At 64.5% G+C, this 18,047-nt stretch carries 17 protein-coding genes; 8 read left to right on the top strand and 9 right to left on the bottom strand.

Annotation, left to right across the window (positions count from 1 at the left end; genetic code table 11):
• Positions 1-10 precede the first annotated feature (10 nt).
• Entirely contained in the window at positions 11-928 is a 918-nt protein-coding gene (gene ltnD, locus I6F37_RS22275) for an L-threonate dehydrogenase (RefSeq protein ID WP_225139551.1), read from the bottom strand.
• A gap of 106 nt (positions 929-1,034) precedes the next feature.
• On the opposite strand from ltnD, the gene I6F37_RS22270 reads away from it, so the two are divergent.
• Entirely contained in the window at positions 1,035-1,709 is a 675-nt protein-coding gene (locus I6F37_RS22270) for an aldolase (protein WP_036004941.1), read from the top strand.
• Positions 1,710-1,890: 181 nt separating this feature from the next.
• On the opposite strand, the gene I6F37_RS22265 is transcribed toward I6F37_RS22270, so the two are convergent.
• The 6 genes from I6F37_RS22265 to I6F37_RS22240 all read right to left on the bottom strand — a co-directional run bounded on the left by I6F37_RS22265 (position 1,891) and on the right by I6F37_RS22240 (position 7,492).
• A complete protein-coding gene (locus tag I6F37_RS22265) occupies positions 1,891-2,595 on the bottom strand; it encodes an ABC transporter ATP-binding protein (protein WP_036004938.1) in 705 nt (234 codons plus the stop codon).
• On the bottom strand, positions 2,579-3,310 hold the full coding sequence (locus I6F37_RS22260; protein ID WP_036004935.1) for an ABC transporter ATP-binding protein: 732 nt from the start codon (positions 3,308-3,310) through the stop codon (positions 2,579-2,581). The genes I6F37_RS22265 and I6F37_RS22260 overlap by 17 nt, the downstream gene beginning before the upstream one ends.
• A complete protein-coding gene (locus I6F37_RS22255) occupies positions 3,307-4,290 on the bottom strand; it encodes a branched-chain amino acid ABC transporter permease (protein WP_036004933.1) in 984 nt (327 codons plus the stop codon). The genes I6F37_RS22260 and I6F37_RS22255 overlap by 4 nt, the downstream gene beginning before the upstream one ends.
• Positions 4,290-5,168: a branched-chain amino acid ABC transporter permease gene (locus tag I6F37_RS22250; RefSeq protein WP_036043193.1), complete on the bottom strand. Its 879-nt coding sequence runs from the start codon at positions 5,166-5,168 to the stop codon at positions 4,290-4,292. The genes I6F37_RS22255 and I6F37_RS22250 overlap by 1 nt, the downstream gene beginning before the upstream one ends.
• Positions 5,169-5,342: 174 nt before the next feature.
• Positions 5,343-6,587 carry an ABC transporter substrate-binding protein gene (locus I6F37_RS22245; RefSeq protein WP_036004928.1) on the bottom strand — a complete coding sequence of 415 codons (1,245 nt, stop codon included), beginning with the start codon at positions 6,585-6,587 and terminating at the stop codon, positions 5,343-5,345.
• 89 nt (positions 6,588-6,676) lie between these two features.
• Entirely contained in the window at positions 6,677-7,492 is an 816-nt protein-coding gene (locus I6F37_RS22240; protein WP_036004926.1) for a putative hydro-lyase, read from the bottom strand.
• A 120-nt stretch (positions 7,493-7,612) separates the two neighbouring features.
• Here I6F37_RS22240 and I6F37_RS22235 point away from each other — a divergent pair, with 120 nt between their 5' ends.
• The 5 genes from I6F37_RS22235 to I6F37_RS22215 all read left to right on the top strand — a co-directional run bounded on the left by I6F37_RS22235 (position 7,613) and on the right by I6F37_RS22215 (position 12,627).
• Entirely contained in the window at positions 7,613-8,530 is a 918-nt protein-coding gene (locus I6F37_RS22235) for a LysR family transcriptional regulator (RefSeq protein ID WP_036004923.1), read from the top strand.
• 32 nt (positions 8,531-8,562) lie between these two features.
• Positions 8,563-9,813, top strand: a complete 1,251-nt coding sequence (locus I6F37_RS22230) for a Zn-dependent hydrolase (RefSeq protein WP_225152701.1) — start codon at positions 8,563-8,565, stop codon at positions 9,811-9,813.
• 12 nt (positions 9,814-9,825) lie between these two features.
• Entirely contained in the window at positions 9,826-10,737 is a 912-nt protein-coding gene (locus tag I6F37_RS22225) for an NAD(P)-dependent oxidoreductase (RefSeq protein WP_036004881.1), read from the top strand.
• An 11-nt stretch (positions 10,738-10,748) separates the two neighbouring features.
• Positions 10,749-11,822 carry a malate/lactate/ureidoglycolate dehydrogenase gene (locus I6F37_RS22220; protein WP_036004878.1) on the top strand — a complete coding sequence of 358 codons (1,074 nt, stop codon included), beginning with the start codon at positions 10,749-10,751 and terminating at the stop codon, positions 11,820-11,822.
• Positions 11,823-11,985: 163 nt separating this feature from the next.
• Complete coding sequence (locus I6F37_RS22215) at positions 11,986-12,627, top strand: suppressor of fused domain protein (protein WP_036004875.1); 642 nt, start codon at positions 11,986-11,988, stop codon at positions 12,625-12,627.
• Positions 12,628-12,874: 247 nt separating this feature from the next.
• On the opposite strand, the gene I6F37_RS22210 is transcribed toward I6F37_RS22215, so the two are convergent.
• Complete coding sequence (locus I6F37_RS22210) at positions 12,875-13,948, bottom strand: tartrate dehydrogenase (RefSeq protein ID WP_036004872.1); 1,074 nt, start codon at positions 13,946-13,948, stop codon at positions 12,875-12,877.
• 153 nt (positions 13,949-14,101) lie between these two features.
• Between I6F37_RS22210 and I6F37_RS22205 the strand changes: the two genes are divergently transcribed.
• The gene (locus tag I6F37_RS22205) at positions 14,102-14,878 is read left to right on the top strand and encodes an SDR family oxidoreductase (protein ID WP_036004871.1); all 777 of its coding nucleotides are present in this window, start codon (positions 14,102-14,104) and stop codon (positions 14,876-14,878) included.
• A gap of 116 nt (positions 14,879-14,994) precedes the next feature.
• A complete protein-coding gene (locus I6F37_RS22200) occupies positions 14,995-16,413 on the top strand; it encodes an amidase (RefSeq protein WP_036004868.1) in 1,419 nt (472 codons plus the stop codon).
• A gap of 114 nt (positions 16,414-16,527) precedes the next feature.
• Here I6F37_RS22200 and I6F37_RS22195 read toward each other — a convergent pair whose 3' ends face one another.
• Positions 16,528-17,964, bottom strand: a complete 1,437-nt coding sequence (locus tag I6F37_RS22195; RefSeq protein WP_051056879.1) for a hypothetical protein — start codon at positions 17,962-17,964, stop codon at positions 16,528-16,530.
• Positions 17,965-18,047 lie beyond the last annotated feature (83 nt).

The following is an 18,047-nucleotide window of genomic DNA, read 5'->3' as shown; positions in this document are numbered from 1 at the left end:
AGATCCTCTGTTACTTGTCGCCGGGCAGCTTGACGCCGGTGACCTGCGCATACATGCGCGCGACCGATGCGTCGTCGTCGCGGCCCATGCCGGCGGCCGATGTCATCAGGAACATCTGGAGCGCGGCGGCGGAGACCGGCACGGGGAATCGGGCCGTGCGCGCCATGTCCTGGATGATGCCGAGGTCCTTGACGAAGATCTCCACCGCGCTTCGCGGCGTGTAGTCGCCGTCGAGCACATGCGGCATGCGGTTCTCGAACATCCAGGAATTACCGGCCGAGGCCGTGATCACCTCGTAGACCTTGCGGATGTCGAGGCCCTGCTTGGCTGCGAACGCCATGGCTTCGCTGGCGGCGGCGATGTGAACGCCGGCGAGCAGCTGATTGATCATCTTGAACGCAGCGCCCTGCCCGGCGGCATCGCCGAGCTCGTAGAGCTTTGCAGCCATGGCATCGAGCGCCGGCCGCGCCTTGGCAAAGGCGGCCGAGCTGCCGGAGGCAAGAATCGTCAATTCGCCTTGCGCGGCGCGCTGCGCCCCGCCGGAGATCGGCGCATCCAGATAGTGCCGGCCGGTCGCCTCCAGCTGCTTGGCAAGACGGCGCGCCACGTCGGGATCCATCGTCGCCGAGGAGATGAACACGCTGTCCTTGGGCATGGTCTCGGCGGCGCCATCCTTGCCGAACAGGATGGTTTCGGTCTGCGCGGCATTGACCACCACGCTGACGACGATGTCTGCGTCCTTGGCCGCTTCGGCCGGCGTCTTGGCCCCCGCGCCGCCGTCCTTCACGAAGCGCGCGACGGCATCCGCCGAGACGTCGCAGCCGGTCACGGCATGGCCGGCGCTCTTGAGCGAGGTCGCCATGCCAAATCCCATCGAGCCGAGCCCGACGACGGCAATACGCTGATTTTGTGAGGTGGAGGCGGACATATGCAACTGACCCTTGCGAGCGTTTCCCGGATGGCCGCCCTTTGCGGCAGCTTGGCAACCGAATAACACGGCTTGGCCGCGCTGCCAAAGCGTGAGACAAGCAGGCATGACGGCCATGAGCAATGAGACATTGCTGCGCGAGGACATCTGCCGCTTCGGACGGTCCCTGTTCGAGCGCGGGCTGACGCCGGGCTCCTCCGGCAATATCAGCGTCAAGCTGGACGATGGCGGCTGGCTGGTGACGCCGACCAACGCCTCGCTCGGCTTCCTCGATCCCGCGAAACTGTCACGGCTGGACCAGCAGGGCCGGTTAATGTCGGGCGATGCGCCGACCAAGGAAGTTCCGCTGCACAATGCGCTTTATGATACGCGCGGAAGCGCGCGGGCAATCGTGCATCTGCACTCCACCCATTCGGTCGCCCTCTCGATGCTGCCCGAGATCGATCCGCGCGCCGCGCTGCCGCCGATGACGGCCTATTACCTGATGAAATGCGGCGCCACCGCGCTCGTGCCCTATTACCGCCCCGGCGACCCCGCGGTTGCAGATGCGATCAAGGGGCTGGCCGGGAAATATTCATCCGTTCTGCTCGCCAATCACGGCCCGGTCGTCGCCAGCGACACGCTGGAAGCTGCGGTGTTCGCGACGGAGGAGCTGGAGGAGACGGCCAAGTTGTACCTGCTGCTGCGCGGGATGAACCCGCGGTATTTGTCGCCGGCGCAGGTGAAGGATCTGGTGAAGGTGTTCGGGGTGACGCTGCCGGAGCACGGGCACGAACATTAGCGACTTGCGGTAAAGGGTGGACGAGCGTCGCCTCACCACCGCTGTCATTCCCCGCGAAAGCGGGGAATCCAGTACGCCGCGGCTTCTCCGCATATCTCTGACGTCTCGGAGTACTGGATCGCCCGTTCAAGTCGGGCGATGACACCGGGTATGTTGCGCGGGCGTGCCCGATACTATTCGGCTACAGCCCCAGGTATGCCTTCCGCACGTCCGGATTGCCCTTGATCTCGCTCGCCGCACCCTGCATCAGCACGCGGCCGGTTTGCAGGATATAGGCGCGGTCGGCGATCTCCAGGCACTCGGCCATGCGCTGCTCGACGATGAGGACGGTCATGCCGGAGTCACGGATGAGCTTCACCGCCTGGAAAATTTCGTCGACCAGCTTCGGCATGATGCCCTGCGAGGGCTCGTCCAGCATCAACAGCCGCGGACGCGTCATCAGCGCGCGGCCGATCGCGAGCATCTGCTGCTCGCCGCCAGAGAGCGTCTCGGCGCGCTGCTCCAGACGTTCCTGGAGGCGCGGGAACAGCTTGAAGACGAGATCGAGCGGCTCTTCGCGGTTCGCTTCGCCCCGGTAGAGATAGCTGCCGAGGCGAAGGTTGTCGCGCACCGACAGGCGCGGAAACAACCGGCGGTTTTCCGGCACATAGGCGATGCCGGTGGCCGTGATGTGATGCTGCGCCATGCCGTCGAGGCGTTTGCCGTCGAACGTCACCGTGCCCGAACGCGGACGCTCGGCGCCGGCGATGGATTTCAGCAGCGTCGACTTGCCCGCGCCGTTGGCGCCGGCAACGCAGACGATCTCGCCCTTCTGGACCTCGATCGAGACCGCGGAGATGGCGACCAGCCCCTGATAGGCGGTGGTGACTTCACGCACCGACAGCATGACGATCTCCCAGATATGCCTTGATCACCTTGGGATCGCGCACGACGTCGGCGGGCTTGCCCTCGACCAGCACCTTGCCGAGGTCGAGCACGATGGCGCGGTCCACCAGCGGCATCACGATCTCCATGACGTGCTCCACCATCAGCACGGTGATACCGGCATCGCGCACCTTGCGCACCAGGGCAACGCCGGTCTGCGCCTCGGTCGGCGTCAGGCCGGTGAGGACTTCGTCGAGCAGCAGCAGCTTCGGCTCGGTCGCAAGCGCCCGCGCGACTTCGAGGCGGCGCTTCTCGGCCGGTACGAGGTCGCTGGCGAGCACGTCGGCGCGCGCGGCAAGGCCGGTGAACTCCAGCACCTCATGCGCCTTGCGGCGGGCCTCGCGCATCACGGTGTTGCGCACGAGTGCACCGACGATGACGTTGTCGATGACAGTCATGGTCTCGAAGCTCTTGACCACCTGGAAGGTGCGTCCTACCCCGCGCTGGCAGCGCATCGCCGCCGGCATGCGGGTGACGTCCTCGCCGTCGAACCAAATCGAGCCTTGCGTCGGCGGCAGCACGCCGGCGATCAGATTGAACAGCGTCGACTTGCCGGCGCCGTTCGGGCCGATCAGGCCGACGATCTCGCCGCGGTCGACCGATATCGAGACGTCGCTGTTGGCGACGAGGCCGCCGAAGCGCTGCCAGACGCCGCGGGTTTCGAGCAGCGCGCTCATCGGGCAGCTCCCGTCTTCTTCGGGCGTGAAAACAGGCTCAGCAGGCCGCGCGGCAGGGCCAGCGAGATCAGAACGATCAGCGTGCCGTAGACAATGAGGTCGACACCCCGCCCCGAGCCGCCGAACTTGAAGCGCGTCAGCTCAGTCAGCGGGATCAGGATGGCCGCCCCTAACACTGGCCCCCACAGGGTGCCGATGCCGCCGAGCACGGCCGGTAGCGCCATCAGCAGCGAGAACTGAAAGCCCATGACGCTTTCCGGATCGATGTAGGAGACGAACTGGGCGTAGAAGCTGCCGCCCACGGCGACAAGGAAGGCGGAGACCGCGGCCGCACCCATCTTGGAATTGAACACGTCGACACCGAGGCTCTCGGCCGCCTCCGGGTTGTCCTTGACGGCACGCCACCAAAATCCCCACTTGGAGTTTTCCAGCCACCATGTCACGAACCAGGCGAGGCAGCACAGCGCCAGCGCGAAATAGAAGTAGGGCAGCTTGGTGCGCAGAAACTGGAATTTCAGCCAGCTGTCGCCGCGGATCGGAATGGTGATACCCATCGCGGCACCGGCCCATTCCCAGTTGTGGAACAAAAGCAAGCCGATCTCGGCGATGACGATGGTGGCAATCACGAAGTAATGGCCGCGCAGGCGGAAGAAGGGATAGCCGAGCCCCATCGCGATCAGCGCCGACACCACCCCGCCCGCCAGCATGCCGAACCAGGGCAGCACGCCGAACTTCGTGAACAGCAGCTCGGTGGTATAGGCCCCGAGGCCGAAATACAGCGCGTGGCCGAGCGAGATCTGCCCGCAATAGCCGGACAGGATATTCCAGCTCTGCGACAATCCCGCATACATCAGTGTCAGGATCAGAATGTTCTGGACGACGACGTCCTTCACGAACAACGGCGTCAGCGCGGCAATGGTAGCGAGCGCTGCGGCGATGATGAGGTCGCGGCGGCGCCGCGCTGCAAAATCCTTGTCCATCACATCGATCCGAACAGGCCGCGCGGCCGGATGAAGACGACCAGCAGATAGACCGAGTAGATGCCGACCGATTTCAGCGACGGCGGCAGCACCAGCGCGGTGACCGCTTCGACGAGACCGACGATGATGCCACCGGCGAAGGCGCCGAACACGCTGCCGAAGCCGCCGAGCGCCACCGTGACATAGGCGATCAGCGCAAAGGAGGCGCCGACGTCGGGATAGATGTAGAAGAACACCGCCATGATCGCGCCTGCGAGACCGACCAGCGCGGCGCCGAGCCCCCAGCCGAACGCGAAGACGCGGTTCTTGTCGATGCCGACAAGCGCGACTGCACCGGGATCCTCGCGGGTCGCTTCGATCGCGCGGCCGAAATCGGTTCGGTGGATGAAGAAGTAGAGACCTGCAAAAGCGGCGATCGAGACCAGCGCGCCGACCAGTTGCGGCTCCGGCAGAAAGATTCCGCCGATCGAGATGGTTTTGCCGCCGAGCCAGGATTGTGGGATGCTGCGATAGTCCGGCGTGAAGAAATACTGCGCAAGGCCGCGCATGACGATGGCGAGGCCGAAGGTGGTGAAGATCTGCACCATGCCGGCGTTGGCCTTGGCCCGCATGGCGAAACGTACAAGGAGCAGGTAGACGACCGCTCCGAATATGAAGAGTGCCGCAGCGACCAGCGGCGCCGACAGCAAGGGATCAATCGCGAAGAACGCGAACAGGAAGAAGGACAGATACATCGCAATCATCAGGAACTCGCCATGGGCGAAGTTCGTGACGTCCATCAGGCCGAAGATCAGCGCGAGGCCGACCGCGATCAATCCGTAGAGCAGGCCCATCAGAAGGCCGCTCGCGAGACTCTGGATAATGGCTTGGGCTGTCAACTCTGGTCCCCCGTTCGAAACGTCACGACAGGCTTCGTCATTGCGAGCGAAGCGAAGCAATCCAGAAATGTTTCGAAGGAAGCAGTCTGGATTGCTTCGTCGCTTCGCTCCTCGCAATGACGGTGTGGGAGCAGCTTGCTTCCCACAGCGCCTGCTCCGCTGCCCCCGCAGCGCTTACTTCATCGGCCAGATCGCCTCGGCGATCGCGGCCTGCGGCGGGAAGATGGTGACGAACTTGCCGCCGACATATTGCAGCAGCACCGGATCGGCGTCGTTGTTCTGGCCCATGTCGTCGAACTTGACGCGCTTCCAGGGCATGATGGTCTTTTCGCCCGGGATGTCGGTCGCGGCAAGCGCGTCGCGGATCTTCTCGCCGTCGGTCGACTTAGCGCGGCTGATGGCGTCGGCGAGGATGATCAGGCCCATGAACTGCCGCGAGGTGAGGTCGTTGAAATCCTTGCCGGACCTGGCCTTGAACATCTCGTTGATCTTGCCGACCATCGGCCGCTTCTGCGCGAGGTCGAGCGAGAAGGTGCCGCGCGAGATCACGCCTTCGAGCTTGTCGCCGACGGCATCGTAGAGCGCCTTCTCGGAGAAGCCGGCGTCCTGCGCCACGATCGCATTCGGCTTGTAGCCGAGCTCGGCCATGGTCTTGACCAGGAGGATGCCGTCGGTGGTGTAGCTCGACGGCATCAGCACGTCGGCATTGGCGGTCTTGAGCTGCTGCACCTCGGCAGAGAGCGAGGGCGAGTTGGCGCGATACTTGATGTCGGTGACGATCTTGTAGGCGCGCTCGCCGGCGATCTTGGTCTGGGCATTGCCGGAATCGGTGCCGAAGATGGTGTCCTCGTGGAACAGCGACAGCGTCTCGATCTTGGTGCCCTTCTTCTTCATGGCGTCGAAGAAGTCGAACATCGCAGCCGAGTACATCTCGTCGTGCGGCGAGGCGCGGAAGTAATATTTCAGGCCGCGGCGGTGCAGGCTCGGCGAGGAATTGTCGGCGGACAGGAACGGGACCTGATAGCGCTCGCAGATCTGGCTGACGGTGACGGCCACCGCGCTCTGGTAAGTGCCGATGACGGCGCAGACCTTCTCCTGCGTGATCAGGCGCTCGGCCTCGGCGCGGCCCTTCTGCGGATCGGCCTGATGGTCGGCGAACACGAGTCGGATCTTGGCGCCACCGAGGCCCGGCAGGCCTTCGCCCTTCGCCAGCGGCAGGTCGAAATCGCTGTCCTTGTTGATGACTTCGAGCGCGGTCTCATAGGCCTTCTGCGCGTCGACGCCCTGCTGCGCGCTGCCGCCGGAGAAGGGATAGATCACGCCGATCACGACTTCCGAGCTCTGTGCGCGCGCTGCCAGCGGCACTAGGGCGGCAGTGGCGGTGGCCCCCAACAACACGTCGCGGCGAGTGATCGTCATGGCAAAGTCCCCTGTTACTGAATTTCGGCTGATCGAATGAAGCGATTGGTGGATGCGGTAAAGCCCGAAGAAGCAGCAGACGCTGCCCACTAAATCACGGCCATGTTTCTGTTCTTGAGATCGGTCACCAGCATCAGGCCGGGCGAATGCGTGATCGCGAACGGCAGTTTCGCGGCGTTGATGACCGATTGCGGCGTCACCCCGCAGGCCCAGAACACCGGGATCTCGTCGTCGGCGACCGGCACCGGATCGCCGTAGTCGGGCTTGGCGATATCCTTGATGCCGATCAGATGCGGATGGCCGAGATGCACGGGCGCGCCGTGCACGGCCGGATAGCGCGAGGTGATCTGCACCGCGCGGATCGCATCGGCCGGCTTGAACGGACGCATCGACACCACCATGGGACCGGCGAACGGACCTGATACACCGCAGGCGATGTTGGTGCGGTACATCGGCACGCGCACGTTCTTCTCGATGTGGCGGATCGGCATGCCCTCCTCGAGCAACGCCTCCTCGAACGAGAACGAGCAGCCGAGCACGAAGGTGACGAGATCGTCGCGCCAGTAGCTCTTCACGTCGGTGGGCTCGTCCACGACCTCGCCGTCGCGCCAGACGCGGTAGCGCGGAACGTCGGTGCGGATGTCGAGATCGGCGCCGAGCGAGGGGATGTAAGGGCTGCCGACGTCGGACATGCCGATGATCGGGCACGGCTTGGGATTGAGCTGGCAGAAGCGGTGGAAGGCACCGGCATATTCCGCCGGCAGGATCGCCAGATTGCCCTGGACGTATCCGGGGGCGACACCGGCGGTGGAGGCGACCAGCCCCTCGCGGTAGGCGAGCCGGGCCTTGCGGCTCGGGAGGGCGTCGGGTGTTTCAGTTTGCTGCGCTGCCACCAAAACAGTCATGTGATCGACCTGCCTATAAACTCGACAAAGACAAGCCAACACCAAGCGTGCTATAAAGTCTAATCTTCGTTTCTAATCAATCTCGATAAATCTGATTTATCGACTGGGGAAATCCTTCCAATGCTGGACTTCAGGTCGATCGAGACGTTCCTATGGGTTGTGAAGCTCGGTAGCTTCCGTGGCGCCGCGCAACGGCTCAACACCACCCAGCCGGCGATCTCCCAGCGCATCGCCCAGCTCGAGCGCGAGATGGGCGTGAAGCTCCTGAACCGCGACCATCGCATCGCCTCCCCGACCCCGAGCGGCCGGCAGATGATGGTCTACGCGGAGAAGCTGATCGGCCTGCGCGCTGCGATGATGGCGGAGATCGGCGATGCTTCGGCGATGCGCGGCGTGATGCGGCTCGGCGTCGCCGAGACCATCGTGCACACCTGGCTGCCGCGGCTCGTCAAGAGCGTCAACGAGGTCTATCCGAACCTGTCGCTGGAGATCGAGGTCGATATCACGCCGAACCTCACCGCGCGCCTTCTCGCACAGGAGATCGAGCTCGCCTTCGTGGTCGGACCGCTGTCCGCCTCCGGCGTGCACAACCGCGTGCTCGCCGATTATCCGATCGGCTTCCTCGCGAGTCCCTCGCTCGGGCTCGGCAAGGGCCCGGTGACGCCGGCGGACCTCGCGCGGTTTCCGATCATCACCTTCCCGCGCAAGACCAAGCCCTACGAGGTCGTGCGCGAGGTGTTCGACCGGCCGGAGCTGCCGCCGATCCGCCTGCATGCGTCCGCTTCGCTGGCGACCGTTATCCACATGGCGGTCGAGGGCCTTGGCATCGCCGTGATCCCCGACGCCATCGTCGAGAACGAACTCGCCGACGGACGGCTGCAGCTGCTCGACACCGATCTTTCCATCGCGCCGCTGACCTTCACCGCGAGCTGGCTGGCCTCGCCTGATGTCGTCGCCGTGGAGCGCGTCGCCGAGCTTGCACGGCAAATTGCGCAGAGCAGCCTCGCGGTTGACGCGCCCGCACAGGCGCGTCATTGAAAAAGGCGCCGGACAAAAGAGAGAACGACCGCATGAGCCGAGCCGCGACCAACCTGCAAATCGATTCCGCCCGCCTGTGGGGCTCCATCCACGAGACCGCGCAATTCGGCGCGACGGCCAAAGGCGGCGTGCGGCGGCTGACCTTGAGCCGTGAAGACAAGCAGGTGCGCGATTGGTTCCGCAAGGCCTGCGAGGATGCCGGACTGGAAGTCCACGTCGACGCGCTCGGATCACAGTTCGGCCTGCGCAAGGGCCGCGACATGTCGAAGCTGCCCGTCGGCATCGGCTCGCACCTCGACACCCAGCCGACCGGCGGCAAGTATGACGGCATCCTGGGAACGCTCGGCGCGCTGGAGGTGATCCGCACGCTGAACGATGCCGGCATCGAGACCGAGGCGCCGATCTGCATCGTGAACTGGACCAACGAGGAAGGCTCGCGCTTCGCACCTGCGATGATGGCTTCCGCCGCCTATGTCGGCGACTTCACCACCGACGACATTTTGTCGCGCAAGGACGCCGAGGGCACCACCGTCGGCCAGGCGCTCGACGGCATCGGCTATCGCGGCGACAAGCCGGTCGGCTTCCAGAAGCTCGGCTGCTTCGTCGAGCTGCACATCGAGCAGGGGCCGATCCTGGAAGCCGAAGGCAAGACCATCGGCGTGGTCGATTCCGGCCAGGGCGTGCTCTGGTACGACGGCAAGATCTCCGGCTTCGAGAGCCATGCGGGCTCCACGCCGATGCCGCTGCGGCGCGATGCGCTGGCGACCTTGTCGGAGATCGTGCTGGCGATGGAGTCGATTGCGAGGAAGCACGGGCCGAACGCCGTCGGCACGATCGGCGAGGCCGTCATCGCCAATCCCTCGCGCAACGTCATTCCCGGCGAGATCGCCTTCACCATGGACTGCCGCAGTGCCGACGGTGCCATCATGGACGCGCTCGACCGCGATTTGCGAGCGGCAATCGCCGAGATCGCCGCGCGCCGCAAGGTCGAGGTCAAGATCGACCTCGTCTGGCGCAAGCCGCCGACGCATTTCGATCCGAAGCTGATCGCTGCCGTCGAGAGCGCCGCCAAGACGCTCGGCTATTCCTCGCGCCGCATCACCTCCGGCGCCGGCCATGACGCCTGCAATCTCAACACGATCATGCCGGCGGCGATGGTGTTCGTGCCCTGCAAGGACGGCATCAGCCACAACGAGCTGGAGGATGCGACGCAGGGCGACTGCGCCGCGGGCACCAACGTCCTCATGCATACCGTGCTGGCAGTCGCCGGCGTCGCATCCTGAGCGGAGAGAACCATGCGCGGAGTTTTCGTCGACGCCAATGAATCGCTGGCCGTGATCATGGAGCGGCTGGGGAAGCCTGGTGATCCCAAGGTGCGGATCAACAGGAATCCCGACATCACGCCCGAGCAATATCCTGATATTCTCGACGGCGCCGAGATCGCGATCGTCGACCACACCGCACTGCCGACCGAAGTCGCGAAGAAATGCACCGGGCTGAAGCACGTCGTGTTCCTCGGTACCGGCGCGCGCAGCTACATGAATCCGGAAGAGCTCGCCGAGCTCGGCATCTCCGTGCATCTGATCAAGGGCTACGGCGACACGGCGGTTGCGGAATCCGCGATCGCGCTGATGTGGGCGTCGGCCCGCGTCATTGCGATGATGGACCGCGAGATGCGCGCCGGGAACTGGCTGCGGGAGGACGGCATGCAGCTCACCGGCAAGACGCTCGGCCTGATCGGCTTCGGCGGCATCGCCGCGGAGGTCGCGCGCATCGCGTCCGGCAGCGGCATGAAGGTGATCGCCTGGAACCGTTCGCCGAAGAGCTATCCGGGGGTCGAATTTACCGATCTCGACAGCGTGCTGGCGAGAAGCGACGTGGTGTCGCTGCACCTGCTGCTCAACGACGAGACGCGCGGCATGATCACGCGCGAGAAGATCCTTGCTATGAAACGCGGCGTCATTCTCATCAACACCGCCCGCGCCGCTGTTGTCGACGAGGCCGCCATGATCGAGGCGCTGAAGTCCGGCCATATCCGCCACGCCGGCCTTGATGTCTTCAACATCGAGCCGCTGCCCGGCGATCATCCGCTGACGAAGCTGCCGAACGTGACGTTGTCGGCGCATTCGGCCTTCCGCACACCGGAGGCGAGCGAGAACCTGATTGAAGCGGCGTTGGTCCATTGCCGCCGGATCGTGAAGGGATAAGAGCAACAACAATGGCCGACTATCGCATCATCAAGGCAGAGTCGCTCACCAAGGCCATCCATGCCATCGTCAGGGCCGGCGGCTCCTCGGACCGCGAGGCCGAGCTCGTGGCCACCAATCTCGTCGAAGCCAATCTGAAGGGACACGACTCGCACGGCGTCGGCATGATTCCGCGCTACGTCCAGAGCGTCACCAATGGCGGCCTCGCCGTGAATTCGCACGTCAAGATCGTGCTCGACACCGGCCCGCTTCTCACCCTCGACGGCCTCACCGGCTACGGCCAGGTGATCGGCCATGAAGCGATGGAGCTCGCGGCCGAGCGCGCAAAGAAGAACGGTGTTTGCCTTGTCGGCCTCTCAAATTCGCATCACATCGGCCGCATCGGCCACTGGGCCGAGCAGTGCATCGACCACGGGCTGGTCTCGATCCACTTCGTCAACGTGATCTCGCGCCCGATCGTGGCGCCCTGGGGCGGCAGCGACGCACGCCACGGCACCAATCCGTTCTGCGTCGGCATCCCGCGCGCCGGCAAGGATCCGATCGTGCTCGACTTCGCCACCAGCAGGATCGCGCAGGGCAAGACCCGTGTTGCCCATAACAAGGGCGTCGAGCTCGAGGTCGGCACCATCATTGATCACGAGGGCAAGCCCACGATCAATCCGCGCTACACCGTGATTCCGCCCTACGGTGCCATCCTCCCGTTCGGCGAGCACAAGGGCTCGGGCCTTGCGCTGGTGTGCGAGATCCTCGGCGGCGCGCTCTCCGGCGGCCAGGTGGTCAAGGGCTCGTCCGACGGCAAGTACAACGTCCTTAACGGCATGCTCTCGATCGTCATCGATCCGGGCAAGCTCGGCACCGGCGAGAACCTTGCACGCGAAGTTGAGAGCTTCGTGAGCTGGCACACCGGCTCGCCGCCTGCCCCCGGCGTCGACAAGGTCAGAATCGCGGGCGAGCCGGAGCGCGAGATCAAGAAGAAACGTCTCGCCGAGGGCATCCCGGTCGACCCAACCACCTGGCAGGAGATCCTGGATGCCGGGAAGAAGTTCGGGCTGGAACAGACGGCCATCGAGAAGATCGCGAGCTGATCGGAGCGAGGCGCGTTCCTCGGCGTCGCCTCGCCTCATGACCAATCGCGCAAGCGAGACTGGACGGTGGCGAAGATATCGACGTGCTCGCGGCACGGATTTGAACCGTCCCGCATGACCTTGCGACAATGCGGATATCCGATTGCATCCGCCCGAGGTTCGCATGCTCTCCCGTCTCGCAAAATTCGTGTCCGGCTCAAACCTTCCGTCGCCCGGATCCGATCTCTACCGGCAACGGCTCGCCATCTACGAGAGCGAGCTTGGCGAGCCCGAGCGCACATTCACTGATAACGCAGAGCGCCGCATCGACATCCACGCCTTCGGCCGCGATTTCGTCCCGGTCTGCCAGGAGGGCTCCGACGAAGGCTATGTCCTTCTCACCAACGGGATGAGCGAGCAACGGATGCACGGCGTCCCCGGCGACGCGAAGCCCCGGGCCGAGCTGATGTGGTACGTCCGCGAGCCGACGCAGGACGTTTGCGCCAATCTGCGCTGGCTGGCCAATCTGCCGTTCATCGACACGACCTGGTTCGGCTTCGGCCATCGCGTCGCGCTTCCGTGGCCGCCGGTTGCAGGAACGGACTTCCAGACGTTCCTGTTGCTCACACCGATCATCGGCCCCGACAAGGAGATCGCCGAGGCGCTGGAGATTGCGGGCGATCCGGTGGAGATCCTGACCGTGAACCTGATCTCGCATCAGGAGCTCGGGCTGATCAAGTCCAGGGGGCTCGATCCGTTTCTCGATCTGCTCGACGAGAACGACTATCCGCCGATATTCGATCCGTCGCGGAAGTCGTATGTGTAGTCGTAGGCCAAAGCACTGCTGCCGTTCCCTTCTCCCCTTGTGGGAGAAGGTGGCATAGGCGGCCTTGGGCCGCCGTTCCTAAGAACGCCGAAGCGAAGCTTCGGCTATGGCGCCGGATGAGGGGTTCTCTCGGCGAACAATTTTACGGCTGATAGGTCTGCATCTGCGGAAACAGACCCCTCACCCGTCTTCGATGCTTCGCATCGAAGCCACCCTCTCCCACAAGGGGAGAGGGTGAAGCGGCGAACTAATCCACCATATCCGCAACCGCCTTGCCGCACGCCGTCGTGTCGGCATTGCCGCCGAGATCCTTGGTGCGCAGCGTGCGTTCGGCGAGCGTGCGCTCGATCGCCTCGACGATCGACTTGCCGGCTTCCTTCTCGCCGAGATGCTCGAACATCATCGCGCCGGACCAGATCATGCCGATCGGGTTGGCGATGCCCTGGCCGGCGATGTCGGGCGCCGAGCCGTGCACCGGTTCGAACACGGATGGGAAATCGCCCTCCGGGTTGATGTTGCCGGACGGAGCGATGCCGATGGTGCCGGTGCAGGCCGGGCCGAGGTCGGAGAGGATGTCGCCGAACAGGTTGGAGCCGACCACGACGTCGAACCAGTCCGGATGCAGCACGAAGTTCGCGGTGAGAATGTCGATGTGGTACTTGTCCCACTTGACGCCTGGAAACTTCTTGGCCATCGCCTCCACGCGCTCGTCCCAATAGGGCATGGTGATCGAGATGCCGTTGGACTTGGTCGCCGAGGTCAGGTGCTTCTTGGGCCGCGACTGCGCGAGCTCGAAAGCGAATTTCAGGATGCGGTCGACGCCGGTGCGGGTCATCACCGTCTGCTGCGTCACGAACTCGCGGTCGGTGTCCGGGAACATGCGGCCGCCGACCGAGGAATATTCGCCTTCGGTGTTCTCGCGCACCACCCAGAAATCGATGTCGCCCGGCTTGCGCCCCGCCAGCGGCGAGGGCACGCCGGGCATCAGCCGCACCGGGCGCAGGTTGACGTACTGGTCGAACTCGCGGCGGAACTTGATCAGCGAGCCCCACAGCGAGACGTGGTCCGGGATCTTGGCCGGCCAGCCGACCGCACCGAAATAGATCGCATCGTGCTTGCCGATCTTCTCCTTCCAATCGTCGGGCATCATCTGGCCGTGCTTCTCGTAATAGTCGTAAGAGGAGAAGTCGAAATGGTCGAAATGCAGCGAGACGTTGTGCTTCTTCGCCGCCGCCTCCAAAACGCGCAGGCCCTCCGGCATCACCTCCTTGCCGATGCCGTCGCCGGGAATGACCGCGATCCGGTATTGTTTCTTGCTCATCGAGAACGTCCTTGGTTGGTCCGGCAGTCGCCGCCTTCTGACTGCACTGCAATGGACCAAACGCGGCGGCAGTGCAACGCTGCACTGCAATGTTGACCATGGCGCGGCCAAGCGCCTACTGATTTGATGCTGTTCCCACGAACGAGTATCCCCATGGATCTGCATCTGCGCGGCAAGCGCGTCCTGATCACCGGCGCGTCCAAGGGCATTGGCGCAGCCGCCGCCGAGGCCTTCGCCGAGGAAGGCGCGCATCTCCTCCTCGCGGCGCGTAGCGGCGATCAGCTCAAGGCGCTGGCCGACCGTTTGCGCGCCGCGCACCAGATCGACGCCACAACGAGCATCGTCGATCTGCGCAAGGAGGAGGACGTGGCCCGGCTGGCGAAGGAAGCCGCCGACATCGACGTGCTCGTCAACAATGCCGGCGACATCCCGGGCGGCTCGATCGACAAGATCGACGAGGCGACCTGGCGGCACGCCTGGGAACTGAAGGTGTTCGGCTATATCAACCTGACGCGCTACGTCTACGCTCAGATGAAAGCCAGGGGCGGCGGCGTCATCGTCAACGACATCGGCGCGGCCGGCGAGAAGTTCGACGCCAACTACATCTGCGGCAGCGCCGGCAATGCCGCGCTGATGGCGTTCACACGGGCGCTCGGCGGCAAGAGCCTGGGCGACAACATCCGCGTGGTCGGCATCAATCCCGGCCCCGTCGGCACCGACCGCCACGTCACCCTGCTCAAGACGCGGGCCAAGCACCAGTTCGGCGACGAGAGCCGCTACAAGGAATTCCAGAAGAGCCTGCCGCTCGGCCGTCCCGCGCATGCGCGCGAGATCGGCGACCTCATGGCGTTCCTGGCCTCGGATCGCGCCGGCTATACGTCGGGCGTGATCTACACCGTCGACGGCGGCATCAGCGCCGGGTGGGGTTAACTCTATTCTCGTCATTGCGAGCGCAGCGAAGCAATCCAGGAATCTTGCCGCAGTGACAGTCTGGATTGCTTCGCTGCGCTCGCAATGACGACACAACAAGCACGGGAGTAAGATAGTTGTCTCAAGACCTGATCCGCGAAACCGCCTGCACCGTCATCGACAAGCTGCGCTCCGGCGACGTCTCGCCGCTCGAGCTCTTGGACGTGCTGGAGAAGCGCATCAAGGAGGTCGACGGCAAGGTCAACGCGCTGCCGACGCTGTGCTTCGATCGCGCGCGGGAGAGTGCGAAGACACTGATGCAGAAGCCGGCGGGCGCGCGCGGGCTGCTCGCCGGGCTGCCGGTGCCAATCAAGGATCTGACCGACGTTGCAGGCGTGTTGAACACGCAGGGCTCGCCGATCTTCAAGGACAACATCCCCGCGAAGTCTGACCTCATGGTCGAGAACCTCGAGGCCAACGGCGCGGTCGTCTACGCCAAGTCGAACACGCCGGAGTTCGGGGCCGGTGCCAACACGTTCAACGAGGTGTTCGGCGCGACGCTCAATCCCTGGGACACGACGAAATCGGCCGCGGGCTCCTCCGGCGGCGCGGCGGTGGCGCTGGCGACCGGCATGGCCTGGCTCGCCCAAGGCTCCGACATGGGCGGATCCTTGCGCAGCCCCGCGGCCTTCTGCGGCGTCGTCGGCATGCGGCCTAGCATCGGCCGCGTCGCGCATACCCCAAAGTCCGGCATCGATCGCAATTTAGGCGTGGTCGGCCCGATGGCGCGCAACGTCGAGGATCTCGCGCTGCTGCTGGATGCCATGAGCGGCGACTATGCCGACGATCCGCTGTCGCTGCCGGCTCCCGCAACCTCGTTCCTGTCGGCGGCCCAGGCGGGCAAGCGGCCGAGGCGCATCGCCTATTCGCCCGATCTCGGCATCACCCCGGTCGATCCCGAAGTGAAGGCGATCACACGAAAGGCCGCCGAACGTTTCGCCGAAGCCGGCGCCATCGTCGAGGAGGCGCATCCGGACTGGCGCGAGGCGCATGAATGCTTCCACGTGCTGCGCGCCTTCGACTTTGCGATCACCAAGGCCAATCTGCTGCGCACCAAGCGCGACCTGCTCAAGCCCGAGGTGATCTGGAACATCGAGGAAGGCCTCAAGCTCACGGTCGAGCAGCTCGCGCGCGCCGAGGCGCAGCGCGTCGGCATGACGGCGCGGGCAGTCGAGTTCTTCAAGAGCTACGATCTGTTGCTGACGCCGACCACGATCGTTCCGCCCTTCCCGATCGAGCATCGCTATGTCGCCGAATGCGCCGGCAAGAGGTTCGAAAACTACGTCGAGTGGCTCGGCATCGTCTACGCCATCACGCTGGCCTGCTGCCCGTCTCTCTCCCTGCCCTGCGGCTTCACGGCCTCGGGCCTGCCGGTCGGCGTGCAGGTGGTCGGCGCGCCGCGCGCCGATGCGCAGGTGATTGCCGGAGCGAAGGTGCTGGAGGATATTCTGGGCCTGCGCGGTACGACGCCGATCGATCCGAAGGTGAAGGACTAGCCTCACTCTCGTGTCCCGGACAAGGGGCAGCGCGCCAGCGCTGCGTCGCAGAGCCGGGACACGAGACCTCACCTCCCGCTGGCCGCCTCCAGGCTGGGACGGTTGCTCGGTTCGCTATTTGGCGATCGGGCAGGAGCCGGGATTGGCGCAGCGAGGAGGCGTCGATCGCGTGGTGCCGGTCGCCTCCTCGGAGCTCGGGCCCACCGCCCCGTTCAGAATGACCGAGACACGCCATCGATATGTTGTTTTCGGCGTCAGACCGGAATCCCCAAAGCTCGCGCCTGTCACGTCGCCAACCGCTTGGAACGCACCATCGGGTCCCGCACGCGAAACCCGGTAGGTCGTTCCGTCGTCTCCTGGAGACCAGGCCAGGTCAGCGCCGCTATCCGACGTATCGATCACCGTGAGCGACTGCGGTGCCGATAGCGAGGGCGCGGTCGCGCCGGCAGGCGCCGCGGCAGCGGCCGTGAGCGCATCCAGCATCGCCTTGATCGCCTTGATTTGCGATCCGGACTTCGTCACGTAGCTATCCTGATGGTTGACGTAACTCCACCAATCCCAACAGGCCTGCGGATTGCTTGGCCAGTATGGGCTGGTCTTGGTCTGCGGATAGAGAATGATCAGGCGGTTCGTGTCCGCCCACTCATTGTAGCCGGCCTCATCCACGAATCTGCGTCCGATATCGGCGACGTCCTGCTTGCATCCGTGGAGCGCAACATGGACGCGACACGGACTGCCCTGCTCGCAATCCCTGGGTACGAACACATAGCCGGCATCGCCCATGCTCAACGCGTCGGGCAGATGCGGCGTGGTATAGATCGATTGATCAAAGCTCTTCACCGAACCTGCAAGCTGCGCGGCATTGGGCGGATTCAGGCGGCCGTAAATATGCTGCAGGATGACGCCGGCCTGGTCATAGCCGCATTGGTCGATATAGGGCGCCGTGTTGGCCTTGCACTCGTTGAGCCCGGGTGCACCCTGTTTCGCCACGACGAACGAGTGGCCCGCGCCGAGCGTGGCCTGATAGAACAAGTTGCCGCGATTGGCATCCCCCAGATAATGGCGATAGAAATCGGCGGCCGCATCGGTCGCGGCCTTGTCGACGATCGCGTCATTGTAGCCGTGAAAGAGATAGATCTTCTGCCTGCCGACATTGCTGAGAGGGTCGATCTCGCCCGTTGCGGCCTTCGCGTCGGCCTTTGCCGTAAAATCCTTCGGATTCAGATCCGACGCCGGCCCTTTCATGCATGCACCCGTGGCCCGCCGGATCGGCCCCCAGTACCAGGTGACGGCGTCGAACGCGTCCGCCTTTGCGCACCAATAAGGGCCGCCCGCGACCACACCGACGCCCTTGATCACCGACGACCATGCCGTGCCGAACTGAACGGCCATGAACGCGCCCGACGAAATTCCCGAAATCGAACTCTCACCGATCGGCGCGCGATAGCGCCGCAACCCCTCCGCGGCGCACGATGACACGCCGAGAGCGGTTGTGAAGATCAGGACGCAAATCTGGGCGGCGGTGAATTGCCGCAAAACGGCCACGCGCATGACAGCCTCGCCAAGTCGACCGCAGGAGCAACCTCTGGTATTAGAGATCAAGATCGGAAATCGGCGCAAGCGCAAACAAGCGG

Origin of the sequence: Bradyrhizobium sp. NBAIM08 (assembly GCF_020193935.1) — a bacterium.
In the GTDB taxonomy this organism is placed as follows: Bacteria; Pseudomonadota; Alphaproteobacteria; order Rhizobiales; family Xanthobacteraceae; genus Bradyrhizobium; species Bradyrhizobium yuanmingense.
This window is presented reverse-complemented; position numbering and strand designations above follow the sequence as displayed.

Bases quoted from the DNA above. Each gene is read 5' to 3' on its own strand.
- ltnD (WP_225139551.1), bottom strand. From the start codon at position 928: ATGTCCGCCTCCACCTCACAAAATCAGCGTATTGCCGTCGTCGGGCTC.
- I6F37_RS22270 (WP_036004941.1), top strand. From the start codon at position 1,035: ATGACGGCCATGAGCAATGAGACATTGCTGCGCGAGGACATCTGCCGC.
- I6F37_RS22265 (WP_036004938.1), bottom strand. From the start codon at position 2,595: ATGCTGTCGGTGCGTGAAGTCACCACCGCCTATCAGGGGCTGGTCGCC.
- I6F37_RS22260 (WP_036004935.1), bottom strand. From the start codon at position 3,310: ATGAGCGCGCTGCTCGAAACCCGCGGCGTCTGGCAGCGCTTCGGCGGC.
- I6F37_RS22255 (WP_036004933.1), bottom strand. From the start codon at position 4,290: ATGGACAAGGATTTTGCAGCGCGGCGCCGCCGCGACCTCATCATCGCC.
- I6F37_RS22245 (WP_036004928.1), bottom strand. From the start codon at position 6,587: ATGACGATCACTCGCCGCGACGTGTTGTTGGGGGCCACCGCCACTGCC.
- I6F37_RS22240 (WP_036004926.1), bottom strand. From the start codon at position 7,492: ATGACTGTTTTGGTGGCAGCGCAGCAAACTGAAACACCCGACGCCCTC.
- I6F37_RS22235 (WP_036004923.1), top strand. From the start codon at position 7,613: ATGCTGGACTTCAGGTCGATCGAGACGTTCCTATGGGTTGTGAAGCTC.
- I6F37_RS22230 (WP_225152701.1), top strand. From the start codon at position 8,563: ATGAGCCGAGCCGCGACCAACCTGCAAATCGATTCCGCCCGCCTGTGG.
- I6F37_RS22225 (WP_036004881.1), top strand. From the start codon at position 9,826: ATGCGCGGAGTTTTCGTCGACGCCAATGAATCGCTGGCCGTGATCATG.
- I6F37_RS22220 (WP_036004878.1), top strand. From the start codon at position 10,749: ATGGCCGACTATCGCATCATCAAGGCAGAGTCGCTCACCAAGGCCATC.
- I6F37_RS22215 (WP_036004875.1), top strand. From the start codon at position 11,986: ATGCTCTCCCGTCTCGCAAAATTCGTGTCCGGCTCAAACCTTCCGTCG.
- I6F37_RS22210 (WP_036004872.1), bottom strand. From the start codon at position 13,948: ATGAGCAAGAAACAATACCGGATCGCGGTCATTCCCGGCGACGGCATC.
- I6F37_RS22205 (WP_036004871.1), top strand. From the start codon at position 14,102: ATGGATCTGCATCTGCGCGGCAAGCGCGTCCTGATCACCGGCGCGTCC.
- I6F37_RS22195 (WP_051056879.1), bottom strand. From the start codon at position 17,964: ATGCGCGTGGCCGTTTTGCGGCAATTCACCGCCGCCCAGATTTGCGTC.